The following is a 24258-nucleotide window of genomic DNA, read 5'->3' on the forward strand; positions in this document are numbered from 1 at the left end:
AATGCATGAAACGAACGATTATACTATTCATCTCAGCAATTTTAATATTATCAGCTTGTGGAAATAATGATGAAAAATCAAAAGATCAAGCTAATGAAAAAGAACAACAAAACGAATCAGGCTCTGTAAAAGAAATTGCAACGGACAAAAATGTTCAAGGGAATAACTATAGAACAATATTACCATTTAAAGAAAGCCAAGCACGAGGGCTATTGCAAGACAATATGGCCAATAGTTACAATGGCGAAGATTTTGAAAATGGCTTATTAGATTTAAGCAAAAGTGTGTTTCCAACAGATGATTATTTATATCAAGACGGTCAATATTTAGATAAAGATACAATTAATGCGTTTTTAAATCCAAAATATACAAAAGATGAAGTTAACAAAATGGATGAAAGCGAACGGAAAGAGAAAAAAGCCAATGAAAATTTAGGTCTAAACCCATCTCATAAAGGAGAAACAGATCCTGAAAAAATTGCTGAACAATCACCTGCATACTTATCTAATATATTAGAACAAGATTTTTATGCGAGTGGAGATACAAAAGGTAAAAAGATAAAAGGCATGACGTTAGGCTTAGCTATGAATAGTACATATTATTATCAAAAAGAAAAAGATGGTGAAACGTACAGTAAAGATTTAGATGATAAAGAAATTGAAAAGCAAGGGAAACAAATGGCAGAAGAATTACTTTCAAGAATTCGAGAAAATAAAGACTTGAAAGAAATTCCGATACATTTTGCAATTTATAAGCAAACTGGTGAAAATTCAATTGTTCCTGGTGAGTTTATTGCTGGTACAACAGTCGAAGATGGAAAGACACGTATAAATGATTGGACAGATATCAATCAACAAACGGCATTGCTTCCATCTGAAGAAGCAGGAGAACTTGATGAAAGCTTAAATTCCGATTTCAAACAATTTAATGATAACTTACAAACCTATTTTAATAATTTTACACAAGCAGTAGGTACAGTTAAATTTGATAATAAAAAAGCACAACAGTTATCTGTCGATTTACCTATAGATTACTATGGTAAAGCTGAAACAATCGGTATCACGCAATATGTAACAGAACAAGCAGAGAAATATTTTGATGGTATCGATGAATACGAAATTCACATTAAAGATGGTAATAATCCCAAAGCACTGATAAGTAAGACAAAAGATGATAAGGAACCACAAGTTCATATCTATAAAAATAATAATTAGTATTAAGTATAAAATAACGCCGTACAACCACGTCATCATATGTGACAGTTGTACGGCGTTATTTTGTATTTCGAAAGTAATAGGATATAAATCACAATTACTATATAATAAGTTTATTCTCTTACGGTCTGTTTCACTTTTTCAAGATCATGTGTTACAAACGAACCAGGTTTCTTAGTGTATAGACTAACAACATAAGTAACTATCACACTAGCCAAGAAACCAGGGATAATTTCGTACATTCCAAATACTTCATTTATTGAAGCTAGGGGTTTAACCCAAACAATCCAAACAATAACAACGAATGCCCCGGTCATCATTCCTGCTAATGCGCCAGTACGTGACAGCCCCTTCCAATAAAGTGAAAAGATAACTAATGGACTAAACGCTGCACCGAATCCTGCCCAAGCATTACCAACTAAATTAAGTATGGTATCGTTAGGAGTCCAAGCAATCCAAATAGCGATAATGGCAACTAATAATACAGATAAACGCCCAACCATGACAAATTCTTTTTCATGCTCTTTAGCTTTATCTTCACCACGAACGAGTTTATAGAAATCTTCAGTTAGTGAACTTGATGTTACTAATAATTGTGAAGAAATTGTACTCATGATGGCTGCTAAAATGGCTGCTAATAAAAATCCTCCAACAAGTGGGTGAAACAGAATTTGACTCATGACGATAAATAAAGTTTCAGGGTCTTCCAATTTAATGTTGCGTTCAGAAATAAATGCAATTCCTGTTAAACCAACTGCAACTGCACCTAATAAACCAATAACCATCCAACTAATACCCAATCTACGAGCTTTTGGTAATAATTTGTGTGACTTTATAGACATAAACCTAACAATAATATGTGGTTGACCAAAATAGCCTAACCCCCAGGCAAATAGCGAGATAATACCTAAAACAGTTGTCCCCTTAAATAAATTCATATTTGTAGGTTTCATCTCTGCTACTTGTCTAAATGTATCAAGTCCATTTAATTCAATAAGTGCGACGATTGGTACCATTACCATTGCAATTAACATGATAACACCCTGGAAAAAGTCGGTAATAGAAACCGCGAGATAACCACCGAAAAATGTGTAGAATATGACAATTGCTGCAACGATAATTAATCCCCAATGATAATTTAAACCAAAGGCACTTTCGAATAATTTACCACCAGATACGAAACCTGAATGTGTGTATAGTGTGAAAAAGACAACAATAATTAATCCTGAAATAATTTTTATGTAATTATTACGATCATTTAATCTGTTTTTAAAGAAGTCAGGTAATGTAATTGCATCACCTGCCAATTCTGTATACACGCGTAAACGAGGTGCTACTACAAAATAGTTTACATAGGCTCCTAAAGACAAACCAATTGTAATCCACATTGCAGATAATCCAGTACTGTAAACAGAACCAGGTAATCCCATAATCATCCAACCACTCATATCTGATGCGCCTGCTGAAAGCGCAGTAACATAAGGCCCGATACTTCTGCCTCCAAGCATAAACTCGCTTAAATTACCTGTGGACTGCTTGTATCCATAGTAACCAATAATTAGTAATATAATAAAATATATTACAATCATAATATATGTTTGCCAACTTGCATGAACTTGATTGGCTAACGAAGTACCTAATGTCAGCATGGTCATCATCTCCCTTTGTTTCAAACAATTAAATTGTACTACTTGAATTATTATACAATGAAATTTATAAATAGAATAGTATTATTTTAGTAAAATGGTAAAAATAGCTTTTTGTAACAGTTAATTAAACGCTTACAATAACGAAGTTTATTATTACACTTTATATAAGATATAATGATTTATTATACAGTGGTGAAATATATCTCACATGATTTACATATAGAAACAAATTCGTCCACATAGACATATGACTAACTAAATATAATAATAAGTAAAAATAAATGCTTTAATTTACTGTTATTGTTGAAAAACTTAGATTTTTCAACGGAATTTTGGTACAATTTTGTAATGAATGAGTAAAAAGGAGGCTTTTATTTAATGGCTAAAGTTACACGAGAAGAAGTTGAACATATAGCAAATTTAGCAAGACTTCAAATTACTGAAGATGAAACGACTGAAATGCAAAACACATTGGAAAGTATTTTAAATTTTGCTAATCAAATAGATACAGCGGATACGAGTGAAATTGAACCAACATATCATGTATTAGATTTACAAAATGTATTACGTGAAGATAAAGCAATCGAGGGCATTCCTCAAGAGCTTGCATTAAAAAATGCTAAAGAAACGGAAGATGGGCAATTTAAAGTACCATCTATCATGAATGAGGAGGACGCTTAAGATGACCATCCGTTATGAATCTGTTGAGAATTTGATCAACTTAATAAAAAATAAGGAAATTACACCATCAAAGGTTGTAAGTGATATTTATGATGCTATAGAAGAAACTGACCCAACTATCAAATCATTTCTTGCATTAGATAAAGAAAATGCGATTAAAAAAGCACAAGCATTAGATGAATTACAAGCTAAGGACCAAATGGAAGGGAAATTATTTGGTATTCCAATGGGGATAAAAGATAACATCATTACTGAAGGCGTTGAAACAACATGCGCTAGTAAAATGTTAGAAGGCTTTGTGCCAATTTATGAATCTACTGTGATGAATAAATTACACAGTGAACAAGCGGTACTTATCGGTAAATTAAATATGGATGAATTTGCAATGGGTGGTTCTACTGAAACTTCATATTTCAAAAAGACAGTAAATCCTTTTGACCATACTGCTGTTCCAGGTGGCTCTTCAGGTGGTTCCGCTGCTGCAGTAGCAGCTGGATTGGTACCATTTAGTTTAGGTTCTGATACTGGTGGCTCAATTCGTCAACCAGCAGCATATTGCGGTATCGTTGGACTGAAACCAACATACGGTCGTGTATCACGTTTCGGTCTAGTTGCCTTTGCGTCGTCATTGGATCAAATCGGACCATTAACACGTACCGTTAAGGATAATGCATTAGTGTTAGAGGCAATTACTGGATTAGATGAAAATGATTCAACTAGTGCGCCAGTTGAAGAAGCTGACTATACTTCAGAAATAGGTAAAGATATTCAAGGATTAAAAATTGCCTTACCAACTGAATACTTAGGTGAAGGTGTTTCCGACGAAGTAAAAGCATCTGTTAAAGAAGCAGTTGAAACGTTGAGAAGTCTTGGCGCGACAGTAGAAGAAGTATCGTTACCGAATACTAAGTACGGAATCCCGTCTTATTATGTCATCGCATCTTCTGAAGCATCATCTAACTTGTCTCGTTTTGATGGCATAAGATATGGTTATCATTCTCCAGAAGCCAATTCATTGGAAGAATTATATAAAATGTCGAGAAGTCAAGGCTTTGGTGAAGAAGTTAAACGCCGTATCTTCTTAGGAACGTTTGCATTAAGTTCAGGGTATTATGACGCATTTTATAAAAAATCACAAAAAGTTAGAACGTTAATTAAAGATGATTTCAATCGAATTTTTGAAAATTATGATGTTGTGGTTGGTCCAACAACACCTACAACAGCATTTAATTTAGGCGAAGAAATAGATGATCCACTTACTATGTATGCGAATGACTTATTAACAACGCCAGTTAACTTAGCTGGTTTACCAGGTATTTCTGTTCCTTGTGGACAATCAAATGGGCGTCCAATTGGATTACAATTTATAGGCAAACCATTCGATGAAAAAACGTTGTATCGTGTCGCTTACCAATATGAAACAAAATTTAATTTTCATAATGAATACGAAAAACTATAAGGAGTGGAAATCATGCATTTTGAAACAGTTATCGGACTAGAGGTCCACGTTGAGTTAAAAACAGATTCTAAAATGTTTTCTCCAGCACCAGCACATTTTGGAGCAAAACCAAACTCAAACACAAACGTTATTGATTTGGCATATCCAGGTGTATTGCCAGTTGTAAATAGACGTGCTGTTGATTGGGCTATGAGAGCATCGATGGCATTAAATATGGACATTGCTACGGAATCTAAATTTGATCGTAAAAACTATTTTTATCCAGATAATCCGAAAGCTTACCAAATCTCTCAATTTGATCAACCTATTGGTGAGAATGGTTATATAGATATAGAAGTTGATGGTGAAACAAAACGTATCGGTATTACGCGTTTACACATGGAAGAAGATGCTGGTAAATCTACACATAAAGATGGTTATTCTTTAGTTGATTTAAATAGACAAGGTACACCATTAATTGAAATTGTGTCTGAGCCAGATATTCGTTCTCCTCAAGAAGCGTATGCATATTTAGAAAAACTACGTTCAATTATTCAATATACAGGTGTTTCTGATTGTAAGATGGAAGAGGGTTCATTACGTTGTGATGCCAATATTTCATTACGCCCATATGGCCAAGAAGCATTTGGCACTAAAGCAGAACTTAAAAACTTAAACTCATTTACGTATGTTCGTAAAGGGCTTGAATATGAGGAAAAACGCCAAGAAGAAGAGTTATTAAATGGTGGCGAAATCTTACAAGAAACGCGTAGATTTGACGAATCAAATGGTAAGACGTTATTAATGCGTATTAAAGAAGGATCTGACGATTACCGTTATTTCCCAGAACCAGATATCGTTCCTTTATATGTAGACGAAGCATGGAAAGAACGCGTTCGTCAAACAATTCCAGAATTACCTGATGAAAGAAAAGAAAAATATGTGAATAAATATGGTTTACCTGCTTATGATGCACATGTATTGACACTTACAAAAGAAATGTCTGATTTCTTTGAAGGCGCTGTTGCTGAAGGTGCAGATGTTAAGTTGACATCAAACTGGTTAATGGGTGGTGTGAATGAATATTTAAATAAAAATCAAGTTGATTTATTAGATACTAAGTTAACACCAGAAAATTTAGCGGGTATGATTAAATTAATAGAAGACGGTACAATGAGTAGTAAAATAGCTAAAAAGGTATTCCCAGAACTTGCTGAAAATGGTGGGGATGCCAAACAAATTATGGAAGATAAAGGCTTAGTACAGATATCTGACGAAGCAACGCTCCTTAAATTTGTAAATGAAGCATTAGATAATAATGAACAATCTATTGAAGATTATAAAAATGGTAAAGGCAAAGCGATGGGCTTCTTAGTTGGACAAATTATGAAAGCTTCAAAAGGTCAAGCTAATCCACAATTAGTCAATCAACTATTGAAACAAGAACTAGATAAGCGATAAATTAAAATGCGAAAGACCCTGTAGATAAAATCATTCTACGGGGTCTTTTAATTGCTATGAACAATAAATATTTTCTTTGTAATTTAATCTAAAATACTTTTAACATCTATGCAAATCATATAATATAGGTAATGAGTATAAGAAGTCGAGGGATAAATTATGAGAAAAAGAGCAAGAATCATTTATAATCCAACATCTGGTAAGGAATTATTTAAACGTACATTACCAGATGTTTTAATAAAATTAGAAAAAGCTGGATTTGAAACAAGTGCATATGCCACAGAAAAAGTTGGAGACGCAACTACCGAAGCCACACGTAGTTTAGAGCAAAATTACGATGTGCTCATTGCTGCTGGTGGGGATGGTACACTTAATGAAGTCATTAATGGTATTGCTGAAAAGCCCAATAGACCGAGTATAGGTATTATACCAATGGGCACTGTGAATGATTTTGGCCGTGCACTACATTTACCTTCAGATATTATGAGTGCGATAGATGTCATTGTAGAAGGTCATTTAACTCGCGTAGATATCGGCAAGATGAACAGTCGTTATTTTATTAATTTAGCTGCGGGTGGACAGCTGACGCAAGTGTCATACGAAACGCCGAGTAAATTAAAGTCCATCGTTGGACCATTTGCATATTATATCAAAGGCTTTGAAATGCTACCTCAGATGAAAGCAGTAGATATTCGTATTGAATACGATGATGAAGTATTTCAGGGAGAAGCGATGTTATTCCTACTCGGACTTACGAACTCGATGGCAGGTTTTGAAAAGTTAGTGCCTGATGCTAAATTAGATGATGGTTATTTCACCTTAATTATCGTTGAAAAAGCTAATCTAGCTGAATTAGGACACATTATGACTTTAGCATCCAGAGGTGAACATACAAAGCATCCGAAAGTTCATTATAAAAAAGCTCAATCGATCAGTATCTCATCGTTTACAGACATGCAATTAAATGTAGATGGTGAATACGGTGGTAAACTACCAGGTAATTTCTTGAACTTGAAACAACATATCGAAGTTTTCACACCAAGTGATGTTAAAAATGAAGAAATTATAGAACAATAATAGAGAAGAATTTTTGAAACAGATTAAACTACGAGAGGTTAGGTCAGTCAACATAAATCCTAACCTCTTTTAATATGGGGTGAAAAAATGAATGCAATTCAAAAAAACGAATTAATTGAAGGAAAAGTTATAGACTTAACTCATGAAGGTCATGGTGTGGTGAAATTTGATCGATATCCAATTTTTGTACCCAATGCGTTAATTGATGAACTAATAACATTTAAAGTAATCAAGGTTAAAAAGAATTTTGCTATTGGCAAACTTATTGAAATAAAAGAAAAGAGTAATGACCGTATCGAACCGCCATGTGTATATTATTATAAATGTGGGGGATGTCAGTTGCAGCACATGACATACCAAGCGCAACTAAATATGAAAAAAGAGCAAGTTGTTAACTTATTTAAACGTAAAGCAGGATTTAAAGATACACTCATTCATGACACGATAGGCATGGATGATCCTTGGTATTACAGAAATAAATCTCAAATTCCAGTTGGAAAAAATAATGAAAATAAAGTTATAACTGGTTTCTATCGTCAACGTAGCCATGACATTATTGATATGGATGAATGTTTGATACAAGATCAGATACATCAAGAAGTAATAAATAAATTAAAAGCGTGGTTTAATGAATTAAATATTAGTGTTTACAATGAACGTAAGAAACAAGGTATGATGCGTCACGTCGTCATAAGAACAGGTCACCATTCTAGAGAGCTGATGGTTATTCTTGTAACAAATGGTACGAAATTTAAACAAGCTGATATCTTAACAGAGCGATTACGCCAACATTTTCCTGATATTGTAAGTATTAAACAGAATATCAATGACACACATTCGAATGTCATTATGGGGCAGAAATCTTACACACTATATGGTAAAGACGAGATCATTGATATGTTATCTGATGTAACTTTTAAAATTAATGATCAATCATTTTACCAAATTAATTCGATTCAAACTGAAAAATTATATCAACGTGCGATTGACTATGCAGAATTACAAGGAGAAGAAACTGTGTTGGATACGTATTGTGGTATTGGCACAATTGGCCTATATATGGCGCCCAAAGCAAAACATGTCTATGGTGTAGAAGTTGTGCCAGAAGCTATTACTGATGCACAACAGAATGCGACTATAAACCAATTCAAAAATACTACTTTTGTCTGTGGTAAGGCTGAAGAAGTTATCTTAAAATGGAAAGCAGAAGGAATAAGACCAGATGTTGTAATGGTTGATCCGCCTAGAAAGGGCTGTGACGAAACATTTTTGAAGACGTTACTAGAATTGAATCCTCAGAGAATTGTGTACATATCATGTAATCCATCAACGCAACAGCGTGATGCACAGTTATTAGCACAACAATATCAATTAACTCAAATTACACCTGTAGATATGTTTCCACATACCACACATGTTGAAACAGTAGCACAATTTGAACGCTTGTAATTCATTTTAGGAGTGACTGCAACTTTTAAAGGCATATGTCTTACAATATGTAGCTTGTGTAAAATGATTTAAAAATTTGTTTGTTAATTATTGCAGATTATTGCAAAATGAGTAAGTTTGTTAAAATTCAGTTACAAGCAACTAACTTTCGTTTAAACCCCTTTAATAGTGTAGATAATCGTTGTATACTCTAGGTAATAACAACTGACGTGGAGGGCGACTAATGTTTAAAATTGATTTGTTTTCTCATAAGAAAGCAGTTGAGGGATTTATTTTATTTCAATTTACAATTGTGATGATTAGCATCTTGATAGCTTACAAATTAGCATATTCATTGACTCATATTATAGAACAGAACATCGTTTTTAATATGATATTTGGTCTAATTGGTTTTGCCGTTGTGTATTTCTTACACGAATTTATTCATAATATTATGTTCCGAGTAATGGCGAAAGGTAATAAGCCTGAGTATCGTATTAAAAGAGGTTTAATTACGACTCATATGCCAAATGTTTATTTTAAAAAATGGCAATACATCACCATTATGTTAGCCCCGTTAGTGATCATCACAAGTGTATTATTAATTGTATTTTCATTTTTTGCTTATTCATCTATTATTTTTATTGCATGTTTTCACCTAGGATATTGTGTAATGGATATGTATTTTCTTACAGGTGTGTTTAATAAGCACGTCCAACTCATTGAAGATACGGATGAAGGTATCAAATATTACACGAAAGCGCCAGCCCCTGTTCACGAATTTCAAGCAGAAATTAAATCATAAGTACAACTATAACCTTGGTAAGGATCAGCTACTTTTGAGCAAGAGATAATTTGGACAATACATTCAAATTATTCTATGCGCATAGGTACTGGTCTTTTTTATTGAGCAAATTATAAGAAAAATAACTATCTAAAATGTAAGATAAGAGCAACGCAATTAAAAATAAAAGTTGTTTTTTAAAGGAGGTGAGGGCATTGTCAGAAAGAAGAATTGTTCATATAGATATGGACTACTTTTTCGCACAAGTAGAAATGAGAGATAATCCTAAATTAAAAGGAAAGCCGGTCATTGTTGGTGGAAAAGCAAGTGGCAGAGGTGTTGTATCCACTGCATCGTATGAGGCGAGAAAATATGGTGTGCATTCTGCGATGCCCACAGCTCAAGCGCATAAACTATGTCCTAACGGTTACTACGTTACGCCAAGATTCGAAGCTTATAAAGCTGCATCAGAAAAGATAATGAAAATATTTAAGAGCTATACAGATGTGGTAGAACCACTATCATTGGATGAAGCATACTTGGATATTACGCATCTTGTTAGATCAGATTTACCTGCCTCTCGAATTGCACAATATATCAGAAGAGACATTTATGAAGCAACGATGCTAACCTCATCAGCAGGTGTTTCTTATAACAAATTTTTAGCTAAATTAGCAAGTGGCATGAATAAGCCAAATGGCCTAACTGTCATTGATTATAAAAATGTGCACAATATTTTAATGGAATTAGATATTGGAGATTTTCCTGGCATAGGTAAAGCATCAAAACAAAAAATGCATCAAGAAGGTATATTTAATGGTCAGGATTTATATAATCAAAGTGAACGAGAACTTATTAGATTGTTTGGAAAACGTGGGCATGGTCTATACAATAAGGCACGAGGAATAGATTATAATCCGGTAAAGCCAACTAGAATTAGAAAGTCTGTTGGTACAGAACGTACATTTGCTACAGATATGAATGATGACGAAGCAATATTACAAAAAATTTGGGAATTAAGTAATAAAACTGCAGAGAGGCTGGCAAAGTTACAAAAGTCAGGTAAAACCGTAACGGTTAAAATTAAGACATTTAAATTTGAATCATTATCAAAGCAACGCAGCTTAAGAGACCCGATTCGTTCAGAAACTGATATATACAATAATGCTTATAGTTTATATACAGAATTAAAAGATCCAGAAATACCTATTCGACTTGTAGGTGTGACAGTGGGGAACCTCGAAAAATCTACGTATGAAAATATGACGATATATGATTATATTTAATTTTGATAAATGATTGTTTATCATTCCTGAACATATTTTATTTATATTTTAATTAAGTTCACTGTACTTAGTCTTTATCTTTTAAAGCTTTGCCATAAATATTCAGCATACTAGTTAAATCATTATAATGCTTTAAAAGACGGAATGTTATCATAGCACATGCTTTTGCATCATTTAGTGCGTCGTGATGTCCATGGAAATCTAAATTATAATATTGCATCATATAATTTAAACCATATCGGTGATGATTTACTGTCCTTTTTGCAAGTTGTAATGAGCAAAAATAAGTCATATCTGGAGTATCAAAACCAAAGGCTTTGATACTCTCGTGCAACACGCTCATATCAAATGCTGCATTATGTGCAACAACAGGTAAGTTACCTATAAATTGCATCATGTAAGGGAAAACTGTTTGAAATGTAGGGGCTTCTGCTACTTCATCAGGATGAATACCGTGGACAGCGATATTTTGTTGAGAGAAATAATCATTGGGATTAACGAGTGTATAGAAAGATTCTGTAATTTGATGATTCACCACTTTAACCATACCGACAGAACATATGCTTGTCCGTTTACCATTTGCAGTTTCAAAATCTAAAGCTATAAATGCATCGTGATTCATGAAGCAAGGTTCCTTTCTATAATTGAATATGTAATGACTTTATAGAATAAATCAAAACGAGTCAAGTTTATAAAATTAAATTTAGGTAATAAAATATAGCAAAAAACTCACACCATCATCATTGATGGTGTGAGTTTTTTCATACAAGCTGTTCAACTATAAAATTCTAGTAGGATACAGATTAATTATTCAGTTTCATCAAATGAACGCGCAGCTAATTCTTTTTCGTACAGATACAGTGTATTGCTATCGTCACCAATGCGATTTAAGTAATCAATATGCGTATCAAACATAGCTTCTTCCTCAACTTGTTCATCTAAGAACCAATTTAAAAATGAAATAGTTGCGTAATCTTTATCTTTATTAGCTAAATCTGATAGATTATAGAATCTACGTGTAACGTCTTGTTCTTGTGCTAAACCGTCTTTAAAAGTTTCTAAAATGCTATTGAATTCTGTTTTAGGAGCAGGGATTGTTTTGAATAAAGCATGCTCACCGCGATCATTAATATAATCATATATTTTTTTGCCGTGAAATCTTTCTTCTTTTGCTTGTTGAATATAAAAGTTAGCAAATCCTTCGTAAGAATTGTCATCACAATAAGCAGCCATCGCCATGTATGCGTGAGCAGCATAATATTCATGATTCATTTGTTCATTTAAAGCATTTAGTAATTCTTTGTTTAACATAAGAAAATAGCCTCCTGTATCTTTTTGTTTATTATATCAAAACTAAACTTAGTAGTAAATTATAGGCTATTTACATTGAAAAAGACTTGTTAAATTCGAATTGAGAATTGTTTGGAATACAACATAATCATGTTATAATATTTGAGTGATATAGTAGAGGAGGATCTAAATGAGACATTGGACTGCAACCCACTTAGCAAAATTGGCAAGACAAGCAAGTAAAGCTGCTGGTAAGAAAGGTACAGACTTACCAGGCCAAGTAGCTAGAAAAGTGGATAAAAATATATTGAGAAAATTAGCATCGCAAGTAGATGAGATTGTATTTATAAGTGGTACAAATGGGAAAACAACTACTTCAAATCTAGTTGGTCATACATTAAAAGTAAATGATATAGAAATCATACATAATAATGAAGGTGCAAATATGGCTGCAGGTATTACATCTGCTTTCATTTTGCAAAACAATAACAATACAAAAATCGCAGTCATTGAAATCGATGAGGGATCTATTCCGAGAGTACTTAATGAAGTAACACCAACCATGATGGTAGTTACGAATTTCTTCCGAGACCAAATGGACCGTTTTGGTGAGATAGATATTATGGTTAATAACATTGCTAATGCGATAAATAATAAGGGGATTAAGTTATTATTGAATGCAGATGATCCTTTTGTGAGTAGACTGAAAATTGCTAGCGATTCAGTCGTTTATTATGGGATGAAAGCACATGCACATGAGTTTGAGCAAAGTACTATGAATGAAAGCCGTTATTGTCCAAATTGTGGTCGTCTGCTCCATTATGATTATATTCAATATAACCAAATAGGTCATTATCATTGTGAATGTGGGTTTAAACGTGAGAATACAAGATATGAAGTAACTTCATTTACGTTAACGCCATTTATTAATCTAGATATTGGCTCAACTACTTTTAATATGAAAATTGCTGGTGACTTTAATGCATATAATGCGATTGCTGCATATTCTGTATTAAAAGAATTGGGTTTGAATGATGAGAAAATTAGAAAAGGATTTGAAACCTATACATCTGATAATGGACGTATGCAATACTTTAAAAAAGATAGTAAGGAAGCCATGATAAATTTAGCAAAAAATCCTGCAGGTATGAATGCAAGCCTCTCAGTGGGTGAACAATTAAGTGGCAGCAAAGTTTATCTTATGAGTTTAAATGATAATGCAGCAGATGGTAGAGATACGTCATGGATATATGATGCGGATTTTGAAAAATTAACTAGACAGCAGATTGAGGCAATCATTGTCACAGGAACAAGAGCAGAAGAACTTCAGTTAAGGTTGAAATTGGCAGGTATTACCGTGCCGGTTTTGTTAGAGCGTGATATATATAAAGCAACAGCTAAATCCATGGAGTATAAAGAAAGCTTTACTGTAGCAATTCCAAATTATACTTCGCTCGCTCCTATGTTAGAACAATTAAACCACTCTTTTGAGGAGGCCAAAGCGAAATGAACGAATTAACTGTTTATCATTTTATGCCGGATAAATTAAATCTCTATAGCGATATTGGTAATATCATTGCATTGAGGCAGCGCGCTAAACTAAGAAATATTAAATTGAATGTCATAGATGTCAACGAAACTGAAAATGTTACGTTAGATCATTGTGATATCTTTTTTATTGGTGGTGGTAGTGATAGAGAACAAGCTTTAGCCACTAAAGAATTAAGTAAGATAAAAACAACTTTGAAAGAGGCAATAGAGGATGGTATGCCTGGATTAACAATATGTGGCGGATATCAATTCTTAGGTAGTCAATATATTACACCTGATGGTACGGAATTAGCAGGTTTAAATATTTTAGACTTTTATACTAAATCACAAACAGATCGTTTAACTGGAGATATTGTGATTGAAAGTGACACGTTTGGAACTATTGTAGGTTTTGAAAATCATGGTGGGCGTACGTATCATAATTTCGGGACTTTAGGACATGTTACCCACGGTTTTGGTAATAATGATGATGATGCAAAGGAAGGTATTCATTATAAAAACTTACTTGGAACGTATTTACATGGTCCAATACTACCTAAAAATCATGAAATTACTGATTATTTGTTAGAAAAAGCATGTGAACGTAAGGGAATTATATTTGAACCTAAACAAGTGGATAATACTGAAGAAGAAGCAGCAAAACAAGTCATCGTTAACCGAGTAACTAAAAAGTAAAATACGATACAAAAAAGCACTCTCGTAAATAGTCACTTAAGTAACTTACTTTTACGAGAGTGCTTTTTTATCTGTAATAATAGTTGGATTTACGCAAAACGATGATCCAATATACGATAAATTAAGAGGATTTCATAAATGATATGACTTTTTAATTGATTCTCATCAAATTCATCTAATCCTTTCACAGACATTTTCAATAATGATGCATGTTGTTGTTTACGTTCAAAGTGACCCGTAGAATAAATATGGTTGATGCTTAGTGCAATGCTTAAGATTGCCAGTTTTTCATTATTTGTAAATATAATATTCGTATCCCTTGGTAAATATACTAGGTTAGATAAATGTGTAATAAATAATCGGTTCGTGTGTGCGCGTGTTGTGAGTGCTTTAAGTTGAATCCATTCTGAATCATGATGTTTATGATAACTTAGTTCGTCTTTTTGATATGACAATAATGTTTCAACTTTTTGATTTAAATCGATTAAATGGTTTAATTGACGATAAGGTGCACCCTTTGTAAATTTTCCAAGTAATAGTTGACGCATACGTAACTCAAACAGTTCATACATTTTTGATTCAGTCATATTGATTGTATGCTCGACTTGGTCATAGTATTTGGGTGGCAAAATAATAAAGTTGACTAAACCAGCTGTTACGAGACCGATGATAGCAGTCAATAATCTTGAAAAGAAATTAAAGAAATAAGCTTCATGGATACCAGGTATCATTGCCATAGCGGTTAACGTTGCGACTGTTGTACCAACTTGCAAATTAAGTTTTGTGCATAAAATAATTGTAAACGTTGCACTAAATGCATATGCAAAAGGAGACTGATCTCCAAAGATGAAAGTGAATATAACTGCAAATAACGCACCGATAATTGTAGCTGGAAGACGTCTATAGCCCTTTTTTAATGAAGCTTTAGCTGTAGGTTCAATGGTCACGATTGCTGTTAATATTGCGAATATTGGATTCAAGTTTAAAGCTAAGCAAAACAACGCTGTCAGAAATGTGGCTAATCCTGTTTTGATTGTACGTGCACCGATAATTCTTTTGTACCAATGTTCATTCATTTAAAAAACTCCTAGTGATATGTATAGTGAAATAACCTGCGCAAATTAATAGAGAGCCGTGTTATTAATTTCTTTGAAATGTTAAACTATAGTTGATAAAATTTTCTAATTTATTATATCAAAAAAAGTCTGCTATAATAAGAAGGAATATAAATTACAAAAAGGAACGGGATAATATGATTGTAAAAACAGAAGAAGAATTAACAGCATTAAAAGACATTGGTTATATATGTGCGCTAGTAAGAGACAAGATGCAAGCAGCAACTAAACCAGGTGTTACAACAAAAGAATTAGATGATATCGCTAAGGATTTATTTGAAGCACATGGTGCGATATCAGCACCGATTCATGATGAGAACTTTCCTGGTCAAACATGTATCAGTGTAAATGAAGAAGTTGCACATGGTATTCCAGGTAAACGCATCATCCGTGACGGTGATTTAGTAAACATTGATGTATCTGCCCTGAAAAATGGTTATTATGCAGACACAGGGATTTCATTTGTAGTTGGCGAAGCGGACAATCCGTTGAAACAAAAAGTTTGTGATGTAGCATTAGAAGCATTTGATGCTGCTATGACACGTGTGAAACCAGGGGCTAAATTAAGCCAAATTGGTAAGGCGGTCCATGCTACAGCCCGTAAAAATAACCTTACAGTTATTAAAAATTTAACTGGACACGGTGTGGGTCAATCATTACATGAAGCACCAAGCCACGTAATGAATTATTATGAACCTAAGGATAAAACACTTTTAAAAGAAGGTACAGTCATTGCGGTTGAACCATTTATTTCTACAAAAGCTACTTTTGTAACAGAAGGTAAAAATGAATGGGCATTTGAAACAAAAGACAAGAGTTTTGTTGCTCAAATTGAACATACAGTCATTGTGACTAAAGATGGGCCAGTATTAACGACTAAAATAGATTAATCGTGTTTCGGTCTAAAGTCCTAATATAATATGGTTCCGGAGCCTATACCCATGGTTCCGGAAATTTTTTATAATAGAAGCTAATCGATCATGAGGTGATTCTATGAATTATATTACGACTTATTTAGACAGAATGACGAAAAATACTTTTTATACAAGTTTGATAGAATATAGACAGTATTTAGATAAAAAATTAAGAAGCATTGAAATGTATATAAAATACTTGATTGAAAGAAAAATGTATGTTGAAACGCTCATAGACAACTTAACTATTGCACTTGAAAATAAATATATTGATATGATAGATGAAGCATATATTTATTGTGCTCAAGAAATAGAGGATTCTGAAATAGAAAAAATTAAAAGTGAATTAAATGAAATGGAAGCAGACTATGCGAGAATTGAATCCGATTTATCTCATCAAGCAGTTGAACGTGCCAATGTCGAAACTGAATGTGATTTAATCGAACGTATCAGTTTAGTCGCTTAAGGAAAGGTGGCGAAACATGACTCATAAATATATATCCACAGAGATGCTTATCGTATTTACAGCATTGATGATTATTGCCAATTTTTATTATATTTTCTTTGAAAAAATTGGCTTTTTACTTGTGTTTTTACTTGGTTGTATTTTAGTGTATGTGGGTTATATCTATTTTCATAAAGTACGTGGTCTCTTAGCGTTTTGGATAGGAGCACTATTAATTGCTTTTACATTATTATCTAATAAATACACCATTATTATATTATTTATATTTTTAATTGTACTGATTGCTAGATACATTATTTATAAATTCAAACCACTAAAAGTTACTGCCACAGAAGAAGTAGTAGAAACACCAGACTTTATTAAACAGAAATGGTTTGGCGAACAACGTTCACCGATCTATGTTTATAAATGGGAAGATTTACAAATACAACATGGAATCGGCGACATCCATATTGATATGTCTAAAGCAGCTAATATTAAAGAAAACAACACCATAGTTATCCGTCATATCATTGGTAAAGTACAGATCATCGTCCCACTGAACTACAATATCATATTACATTTTGCAACGTTATATGGAAATGCTTATGTAAATGAAACATCTTATAAAGTCGAAAATAACAATATAAAAGTTGTTGAAGAAACAAAAGAAGAAAACTATGCTGTAAATATTTATGTTTCATCATTTTTAGGTGATGTTGAGGTGATTTATAAATGAATCACTATTTTAGAGCAATAGGGTCTATGTTGATATTAGTTTATAGCACATTTTTTGCCATATTCTTTATTGATAAAGTGTTTGTAAATATAATGTATTTTCAAGGTATGTTTTATACTCAAATATTTGGCATACCGGTGTTACTATTTTTAAATTTAATGGTGATATTGCTTTGTATTATTGTAGGTTCTGTATTAGCTTATAAAATTAATCAGCAAAATCATTGGTTAAAAGATCAAATTGAGCGTTCAATAGAAGGTCAAACGGTAGGTATCAATGATCAAAATATTGAATTGTATAATGAAACAATCGAATTATATCAAACATTAGTGCCTTTAAATCAAGAAGTACATAAGTTGAGAATGAAGACGCAAAACTTAACAAATGAATCATATAATATCAATGATGTTAAAGTTAAGAAAATCATAGAAGATGAACGACAACGTTTAGCACGTGAATTACATGACTCAGTTAGTCAACAACTATTCGCAGCTAGTATGATGTTATCTGCAATTAAAGAGACTGAATTAAAAGCTCCCTTAGACCAACAAATACCGGTATTAGAAAAAATGATTCAGGATTCACAACTAGAGATGAGGGCGTTGCTGTTACACTTAAGACCTATTGGCTTGAAAGATAAATCATTAGGTGAGGGTATTAAAGACTTGGTTGTTGATTTACAGAAAAAAGTACCAATGAAAGTTGTTCATGATATTGAAGAATTTAAAGTGCCAAAGGGTATAGAAGATCATTTATTTCGTATTACTCAAGAAGCGATTTCGAATACTTTACGACATTCTAAAGGGACGAAAGTCACTGTTGAATTATTTAATAGAGAAGCGTATTTGCTATTACGGATACAGGATAATGGTAAAGGTTTTAATGTAGATGATAAGGTAGAACAAAGTTATGGATTAAAAAATATGCGTGAACGTGCACTCGAAATAGGCGCAACGTTTCATATTGTTTCTTTACCTGATGCAGGTACAAGAATAGAAGTTAAGGCACCATTAAATAAGGAGGATTCATATGCCAATTAAAGTATTATTTGTTGATGATCATGAAATGGTTCGAATAGGTATTTCTAGTTATTTATCTACGCAAGCAGATATCGATGTTGTAGGGGAAGGTAAGTCCGGCAAAGATGCAATTGAAAAAGCACATGAACTAAAACCAGACTTAATCTTAATGGACCTACTTATGGATGATATGGATGGTGTCGAAGCTACAGAACAAGTAAAAAAAGACTTACCACATATTAAAGTCGTCATGCTGACTAGTTACATTGAAGATAATGAAGTGTATCGTGCACTAGATTCGGGTGTAGATAGCTATATATTAAAAACAACAAGTGCAAGTGATATTGCAGAAGCGATTCGTAAGACCTATAATAATGAGTCTGTATTTGAAGCAGAAGTATTAGTTAAAATGAGAAACAGAATGAAACAACGTGCGGAACTTTATGAAATGTTAACAGAGCGAGAAATGGAAATATTGCTGTTGATTGCTAAAGGTTACTCAAACCAAGAGATAGCAAGTGCTTCTCATATAACGATTAAGACAGTTAAAACGCATGTGAGTAACATCTTAAGTAAACTAGAAGTTCAAGACAGAACCCAAGCCGTTATATATGCATTCCAACATAATTTAATTCAATAAAGTTGAACAATAAGAAAAAGCTAAAACAATTACGTAAGTTAATACGTGTGGTTGCTTTAGCTTTTTATCATACTGTATAAAACGAATCAAATTACAAACATCCCATAAACAAATTGTTTATGGGATGTTTGAATGCAATTAACCTTTATTAATAGATGTATCATGAGTTTGCTTTGCATTGTTTAAGGAATCATCTTCGTCTTTAGAATAATCATTATCAGCAATAGATGTATTTTTATTATGTTCAATATCTTCTAGTGTTTGCTCTTCAGGTGTTTTGCCTGATACGATTTTACGTTGATGGAAGATGGCATTGATTTCAGCACCAATGATGATAATAAAGCCTGTGATGTATAGCCATAACATCAAGATGATAATACCTGCAATACTACCATATGTTTTGGAGTAATTAGCAAAGTTTGAAATGTAGATTGAAAATAAATAAGATCCACCTAAAAAGACAATCGTTGCAAATATAGCGCCTGGAATGACAGACATGAGCTTGATTTTAACATTTGGTGCTAACGTGTATAACACCATGAACGCAATAAGAACGACAATTACAGGTAATACAAAACGTACTGTATCAAAGATCCATTTCACTTGATCACCTAGACCGATTGGGCCAAATAATAGGTCACCAATTTGTTGGCCAAACGTAGGTAAAACAAGTGCAACTGGCATAACGACAATCATTGCAAGTGTGAATAATACACTATATAGTTTAGAAACGACAAAGTTTCTACTATCTTCTACATCATAAGCAACATTAAACGAATTCATTAATGCAGTCATACCGTTGGATGCAGACCATAACGCAGCGATTAACCCGATAGATAGTAAGCCACCACTGGCATTATCCATAATATCTCCGATGATACTTGATACTTGTGTTGCATAATCAGATGGCACATGTTCCTTGATTAAATCCCTGATAGTTGACTGTTTCACACCCACAACGGGTACGATTGATAGCAAGAATAGTAGCATTGGGAATAAGGATAACATGAAATAATATGATAACTGTGCGGATAAACCCGATGCATCATCTTTACCTATTCTATATACAAGATATGAGAAAAAATTCGAATCTTTTGTATACTTTGCTGGTTTATTGATACGTGAGACAAAAAATGCTTGGTTGTCTTTCTTTGGTGACTTAGATTTAAATTCATCAGGCGTAATATATGTACGATCACGTTCAATTTGTTCACCGTTTGTTTCATTAGATTGTTTTTCACTTTCTTCTACACTTTTGGCTTCATTCAAAAAGTTAGAAGTAGTTTTATCTTTTTTAGACATATCTAATTCTCCTTATGTATTGATATTTTCAATGATACAGTTTAATATACTTTAAAATGTGGTTTAGGTAAATATGTTATGCTATTTTCTTTCTGAAAAGGTAAATAATTAAATTCGTAAAAAATAGTGAAACATTTATCTATTTATAGATATAGTTAGAAATACAACTGAATTAAATATTATTGAAGTCTAAATACAATATAAAATACTAGAAAATGTACGAGTGAATAAACACCTAATATATATGTCACGACCACATTAATAGAAAGTATCAAGCACTAAAAATTTATATAAATAAGGTCATGTAACAACAATATAATGATAGAGCCTGAGATATATCTTACATCCCAGGCTCATAAATCATATATTGTAACTTGTGTTTGAACACCAATAATCTGTAAAATTAGTTGTTTAAACGATTGTTTTTTCGATCTACAAAAGTATTTTTGGCATCTTTTAGTGAACGTTCTAATTCTGGGTTGTTACGTCTGATTTCTTCTACAACATCTTTCCAATAAAAGACTTCATCTTTTATATTATTGATAGCAGAAGGTTTTTGCGAACGGTTGCCTTCTTTTCTATCTTTTATAGATTGTTTTAATGATTGACGTGTCGATTTATCTGCTAGTGTTGCTGCGCCTCCTATTACGGCACCTAATAAAATTCCTGGAATTAATTTGTTTTGCATGATGTGTTACCCCTCTCTTAAATTTGCATCTTTAATTATAAAATTTATTAAATTATCACAAGATGATTGTACCATTTTATAAACGCCTTCGAAATTATTTGTATAATAAGGATCCGGTACATCTGTTTCGCTCATATCACTAAATTCTAACAATTTATACAAGTGACCGCTAATATTAGGATTGATTTGTTTAATATTATCAACGTTGCTTTGATCCATTGCTATAATGTAATCAAAGTCATCATCTGACTCAAACAATTCACTAATCATACCGTCAAAGGGTATATCGTGTTCAGTGAGAATGGCTTGTGTACCTTCATGAGGTGGCTCGCCTAAGTTCCATTTGCCAGTCCCTCTAGAGGTAACCTTAATATCTTCTATGTTTCTATCTAGTAATTTTTGTCGCATAATCGCTTCCGCCATTGGTGAACGACAAATATTTCCTAAACATACGAATGCTACTGTAATCATTTGCGTACCTCCAAATTTATATAATCCTTATTCCCATTTTAAAGCTTTTTTAATCATTACAAAAGGGCTATTGTCATAAAAGTTTTACAAGATACGTAAATTTGGTAGAATAAATTGAAAAAGAGGTGATTTTTGTGGCAAAAAATATAGAGCAGATGATAGAAGATATAAGAGATAGATTGAATCTTGTAAATCAAAGTCTAATTGACCCTGACAAATATAAATCTGCAGACGAGCAAGAAATTCGTGAGATACATGAATATGTAACATCAAAAGCGTCATTTACACCAAGTGAAGCTTCTGCAATCGCAGATGCGCTTGGCCAAATTCGTAAATAAGAGGAGCAAATCTATGACACAATTACAAGACAAGCTTCAACAATATGCCGAATTATTAGTCGGCGTCGGTATGAATGTACAAAAGAATCAACCTGTATTTATTCGAGCTAGTGTTGATGCATTAGAATTGACACATTACATAGTAGAAGCAGCATATAAACGTGGTGCATCGGATGTTAAGGTGGAATATAGTGATGACAGATTAACACGTTTAATATTTGAACATGAGTCTGTAGAATACTTTGAATATGATGCAGTTAAATCTTATGAAGTTGAAAAACGTATGGACTATGTTCAACGAGGTGCAGCCAACCTAGCCTTAATCACACAAGATCCAGATTTATTAAATGGTATTGATAGTGATAAACTTTCTACATATCAAAGACAGTATTCAACTGCCTACAAAGGTTATATGGAAGCCAGCCAAAAAAACCAATTTCCTTGGTGCGTGGCTGCATATCCTTCAAAAGCTTGGGCAAGACGTGTATATCCTGATTTAACTGAGGAAGCAGCATACAGTCAGTTTATCGATGAAGTATTAGATATCGTACGCGTAGATGGCAACAATCCAGTTGAAAATTGGAAAAAGCATGTTGAAAATTTGAGTATACATGCACATAAATTACAAGAAAAAAATTATAAAGCGCTACACTATGTTTCAGAAGGTACAGATTTGGTCATCGGATTACCAGAAGGACATATTTGGGAAGATGCTACGAGTTATACGAGTGAGGGGCAGGCGTTTGTTGCAAACATACCTACCGAAGAAGTATTCACTGCACCACATCGCTTAAAGGTGAATGGCTATGTCACAAATAAATTACCATTAAGTCATAATGGTAATATCATTGATGGATTTACATTAACTTTTGAAGATGGTGCGGTTGTTGATTTTAAAGCAGATCAAGGGGAAGAAGTGTTAAGAGATTTATTGAGTACAGATGAGGGGGCTAGAAGACTTGGAGAAGTAGCACTTGTACCTGATGATTCGCCAATATCAAATCGTAATACTATTTTTTACAACACGCTGTTTGATGAAAATGCGTCTTGTCATATTGCACTAGGTTCAGCATATGGATTTAATGTTGAGGGTGGTACAGAAATGACGACTGAACAAAAATTAGCTCATGGATTAAATGATTCATTGATACATGTAGACTTTATGATAGGAAGTCCCGATTTAACGATTTATGGAATAACACAAAATGATGAAAAGGAACTTGTATTCGAAAATGGTAATTGGTCAAAATAAAGTGTAAGGTATCTCATTTTGGACTTATAGATCAAAGTATGTGTTAATATCTATTTGTAACTTATACAGGTGTAGTTTCATATTTTTTTAAAATTAATACCTTTTCATTAGAAGTCAAATATATTGTGTTATTTAAGGCGGAGCGAGCTTAATGAAATCAAGTACATTCTGATTTCTGCCTCGCTCCTTAGTTTATGTTATTTAGAACTTACAAGGGAGATAAAATTATGGGAAATGTAGCAAGTAAAGCAATGTCGGAATCCAGAAGTATTAAAGAAAGACAAGTATTTCCGCAAGATACAAACCATCTACATACGATGTTTGGTGGTATGTTGATGGCTAATGTAGATGAAATTTCTGCTATTACAGCAACAAAACATAGTAATTCACAAGTTGTTACTGCATCAACGGATTCGGTAGATTTTTTAAAGCCAATTAAAACAGGAGATATCGTTTCTTATGAGGCAATGGTGTCTTATGCAGGTAAGTCATCGATGGAAGTTTGTGTACAAATTATTATTGAAGATATTGTTAAAAGTGAACGACATCTAGCAGCGCTGAGCTTTTTAACTTTTGTGGCATTAGATGACAATGGCAAGCCGAAAGAAGTACCACATGTATATCCTGAAACAGAAACGGAAAAATGGTTCCATCATTCGGCACCTGCACGTGTGAAACGTAGAAAAGAACGTAGACAAGAAAGCAAGGAAACAATAGAGTTCTTATCAAGTGTTCAAAATCCAAAATAAAATAAAGCGAAAGCTGTCCAATTAATCCCTTAGATTAATAGTTCAACTTTCG

At 33.1% G+C, this 24258-nt stretch carries 25 protein-coding genes; 18 read left to right on the forward strand and 7 right to left on the reverse strand.

What is annotated here, in order from left to right; all coding sequences use genetic code 11:
* Positions 1 to 5 precede the first annotated feature (5 nt).
* The gene (locus tag BTJ66_RS07860) at positions 6 to 1214 is read left to right on the forward strand and encodes a CamS family sex pheromone protein (RefSeq protein WP_099090419.1); all 1209 of its coding nucleotides are present in this window, start codon (positions 6 to 8) and stop codon (positions 1212 to 1214) included.
* A 113-nt stretch (positions 1215 to 1327) separates the two neighbouring features.
* Here BTJ66_RS07860 and putP read toward each other — a convergent pair whose 3' ends face one another.
* Complete coding sequence (gene putP, locus BTJ66_RS07865; protein WP_099090420.1) at positions 1328 to 2863, reverse strand: sodium/proline symporter PutP; 1536 nt, start codon at positions 2861 to 2863, stop codon at positions 1328 to 1330.
* 378 nt (positions 2864 to 3241) lie between these two features.
* Here putP and gatC point away from each other — a divergent pair, with 378 nt between their 5' ends.
* The 7 genes from gatC to dinB all read left to right on the forward strand — a co-directional run bounded on the left by gatC (position 3242) and on the right by dinB (position 11018).
* Positions 3242 to 3544 (forward strand): Asp-tRNA(Asn)/Glu-tRNA(Gln) amidotransferase subunit GatC, encoded by a 303-nt coding sequence (gene gatC, locus BTJ66_RS07870; protein ID WP_002482828.1) that lies wholly within the window; start codon positions 3242 to 3244, stop codon positions 3542 to 3544.
* 1 nt (position 3545) lies between these two features.
* Complete coding sequence (gene gatA / locus BTJ66_RS07875) at positions 3546 to 5003, forward strand: Asp-tRNA(Asn)/Glu-tRNA(Gln) amidotransferase subunit GatA (RefSeq protein WP_099090421.1); 1458 nt, start codon at positions 3546 to 3548, stop codon at positions 5001 to 5003.
* Positions 5004 to 5015: 12 nt separating this feature from the next.
* The gene (gene gatB, locus BTJ66_RS07880; protein WP_099090422.1) at positions 5016 to 6443 is read left to right on the forward strand and encodes an Asp-tRNA(Asn)/Glu-tRNA(Gln) amidotransferase subunit GatB; all 1428 of its coding nucleotides are present in this window, start codon (positions 5016 to 5018) and stop codon (positions 6441 to 6443) included.
* 159 nt (positions 6444 to 6602) lie between these two features.
* Positions 6603 to 7520, forward strand: a complete 918-nt coding sequence (locus BTJ66_RS07885; RefSeq protein WP_099090423.1) for a diacylglycerol kinase — start codon at positions 6603 to 6605, stop codon at positions 7518 to 7520.
* An 87-nt stretch (positions 7521 to 7607) separates the two neighbouring features.
* Positions 7608 to 8969: a 23S rRNA (uracil(1939)-C(5))-methyltransferase RlmD gene (gene rlmD / locus BTJ66_RS07890; protein ID WP_099090424.1), complete on the forward strand. Its 1362-nt coding sequence runs from the start codon at positions 7608 to 7610 to the stop codon at positions 8967 to 8969.
* Positions 8970 to 9192: 223 nt separating this feature from the next.
* Entirely contained in the window at positions 9193 to 9753 is a 561-nt protein-coding gene (locus tag BTJ66_RS07895; RefSeq protein WP_099090425.1) for a DUF3267 domain-containing protein, read from the forward strand.
* Between the two features lie 194 nt (positions 9754 to 9947).
* On the forward strand, positions 9948 to 11018 hold the full coding sequence (gene dinB / locus BTJ66_RS07900) for a DNA polymerase IV (RefSeq protein WP_099090426.1): 1071 nt from the start codon (positions 9948 to 9950) through the stop codon (positions 11016 to 11018).
* Between the two features lie 67 nt (positions 11019 to 11085).
* Here dinB and BTJ66_RS07905 read toward each other — a convergent pair whose 3' ends face one another.
* Both BTJ66_RS07905 and ftnA read right to left on the reverse strand, forming a co-directional pair.
* Positions 11086 to 11640 (reverse strand): 3'-5' exonuclease, encoded by a 555-nt coding sequence (locus BTJ66_RS07905; protein ID WP_099090427.1) that lies wholly within the window; start codon positions 11638 to 11640, stop codon positions 11086 to 11088.
* Positions 11641 to 11825: 185 nt separating this feature from the next.
* Positions 11826 to 12329, reverse strand: coding sequence for an H-type ferritin FtnA (ftnA, locus tag BTJ66_RS07910; protein WP_099090428.1), 504 nt, complete (start codon positions 12327 to 12329; stop codon positions 11826 to 11828).
* Between the two features lie 169 nt (positions 12330 to 12498).
* On the opposite strand from ftnA, the gene murT reads away from it, so the two are divergent.
* Both murT and gatD read left to right on the forward strand, forming a co-directional pair.
* The gene (gene murT / locus BTJ66_RS07915; RefSeq protein WP_099090429.1) at positions 12499 to 13818 is read left to right on the forward strand and encodes a lipid II isoglutaminyl synthase subunit MurT; all 1320 of its coding nucleotides are present in this window, start codon (positions 12499 to 12501) and stop codon (positions 13816 to 13818) included.
* Positions 13815 to 14534 (forward strand): lipid II isoglutaminyl synthase subunit GatD, encoded by a 720-nt coding sequence (gene gatD / locus BTJ66_RS07920; RefSeq protein ID WP_099090430.1) that lies wholly within the window; start codon positions 13815 to 13817, stop codon positions 14532 to 14534. Before murT ends, gatD begins: the two co-directional genes overlap by 4 nt.
* Before the next feature lie 89 nt (positions 14535 to 14623).
* Here the strand turns inward: gatD and BTJ66_RS07925 are convergent, their stop codons facing one another.
* Entirely contained in the window at positions 14624 to 15610 is a 987-nt protein-coding gene (locus BTJ66_RS07925; protein WP_099090431.1) for an FUSC family protein, read from the reverse strand.
* A 176-nt stretch (positions 15611 to 15786) separates the two neighbouring features.
* On the opposite strand from BTJ66_RS07925, the gene map reads away from it, so the two are divergent.
* The 5 genes from map (at position 15787) to vraR (ending at position 19406) form a co-directional block, all read left to right on the forward strand.
* A complete protein-coding gene (gene map / locus BTJ66_RS07930) occupies positions 15787 to 16539 on the forward strand; it encodes a type I methionyl aminopeptidase (protein ID WP_099090432.1) in 753 nt (250 codons plus the stop codon).
* 103 nt (positions 16540 to 16642) lie between these two features.
* Positions 16643 to 17029 carry a hypothetical protein gene (locus BTJ66_RS07935; protein ID WP_099090433.1) on the forward strand — a complete coding sequence of 129 codons (387 nt, stop codon included), beginning with the start codon at positions 16643 to 16645 and terminating at the stop codon, positions 17027 to 17029.
* Positions 17030 to 17045: 16 nt separating this feature from the next.
* Positions 17046 to 17747, forward strand: a complete 702-nt coding sequence (gene vraT / locus BTJ66_RS07940; RefSeq protein ID WP_099090434.1) for a cell wall-active antibiotics response protein VraT — start codon at positions 17046 to 17048, stop codon at positions 17745 to 17747.
* Positions 17744 to 18787 (forward strand): sensor histidine kinase VraS, encoded by a 1044-nt coding sequence (gene vraS, locus BTJ66_RS07945; RefSeq protein ID WP_099090435.1) that lies wholly within the window; start codon positions 17744 to 17746, stop codon positions 18785 to 18787. The genes vraT and vraS overlap by 4 nt, the downstream gene beginning before the upstream one ends.
* Positions 18777 to 19406, forward strand: a complete 630-nt coding sequence (gene vraR / locus BTJ66_RS07950) for a response regulator transcription factor VraR (RefSeq protein WP_099090436.1) — start codon at positions 18777 to 18779, stop codon at positions 19404 to 19406. Before vraS ends, vraR begins: the two co-directional genes overlap by 11 nt.
* 138 nt (positions 19407 to 19544) lie before the next feature.
* Here vraR and BTJ66_RS07955 read toward each other — a convergent pair whose 3' ends face one another.
* From BTJ66_RS07955 to BTJ66_RS07965, 3 genes are all read right to left on the reverse strand, one after another.
* On the reverse strand, positions 19545 to 20708 hold the full coding sequence (locus BTJ66_RS07955) for a YihY/virulence factor BrkB family protein (protein WP_099090437.1): 1164 nt from the start codon (positions 20706 to 20708) through the stop codon (positions 19545 to 19547).
* Between the two features lie 403 nt (positions 20709 to 21111).
* Positions 21112 to 21396, reverse strand: a complete 285-nt coding sequence (locus BTJ66_RS07960; protein WP_099090438.1) for a hypothetical protein — start codon at positions 21394 to 21396, stop codon at positions 21112 to 21114.
* Between the two features lie 6 nt (positions 21397 to 21402).
* A complete protein-coding gene (locus BTJ66_RS07965) occupies positions 21403 to 21867 on the reverse strand; it encodes a low molecular weight protein-tyrosine-phosphatase (protein WP_099090439.1) in 465 nt (154 codons plus the stop codon).
* A 134-nt stretch (positions 21868 to 22001) separates the two neighbouring features.
* Here BTJ66_RS07965 and BTJ66_RS07970 point away from each other — a divergent pair, with 134 nt between their 5' ends.
* From BTJ66_RS07970 to BTJ66_RS07980, 3 genes are all read left to right on the forward strand, one after another.
* On the forward strand, positions 22002 to 22205 hold the full coding sequence (locus BTJ66_RS07970; RefSeq protein WP_099090440.1) for a DUF1128 family protein: 204 nt from the start codon (positions 22002 to 22004) through the stop codon (positions 22203 to 22205).
* A gap of 13 nt (positions 22206 to 22218) precedes the next feature.
* Positions 22219 to 23457, forward strand: a complete 1239-nt coding sequence (locus tag BTJ66_RS07975) for an aminopeptidase (protein WP_099090441.1) — start codon at positions 22219 to 22221, stop codon at positions 23455 to 23457.
* A gap of 227 nt (positions 23458 to 23684) precedes the next feature.
* Positions 23685 to 24206 carry an acyl-CoA thioesterase gene (locus tag BTJ66_RS07980; RefSeq protein ID WP_099090442.1) on the forward strand — a complete coding sequence of 174 codons (522 nt, stop codon included), beginning with the start codon at positions 23685 to 23687 and terminating at the stop codon, positions 24204 to 24206.
* Positions 24207 to 24258 lie beyond the last annotated feature (52 nt).

This window comes from Staphylococcus edaphicus (genome assembly GCF_002614725.1).
GTDB classification, from domain to species: Bacteria; Bacillota; Bacilli; order Staphylococcales; family Staphylococcaceae; genus Staphylococcus; species Staphylococcus edaphicus.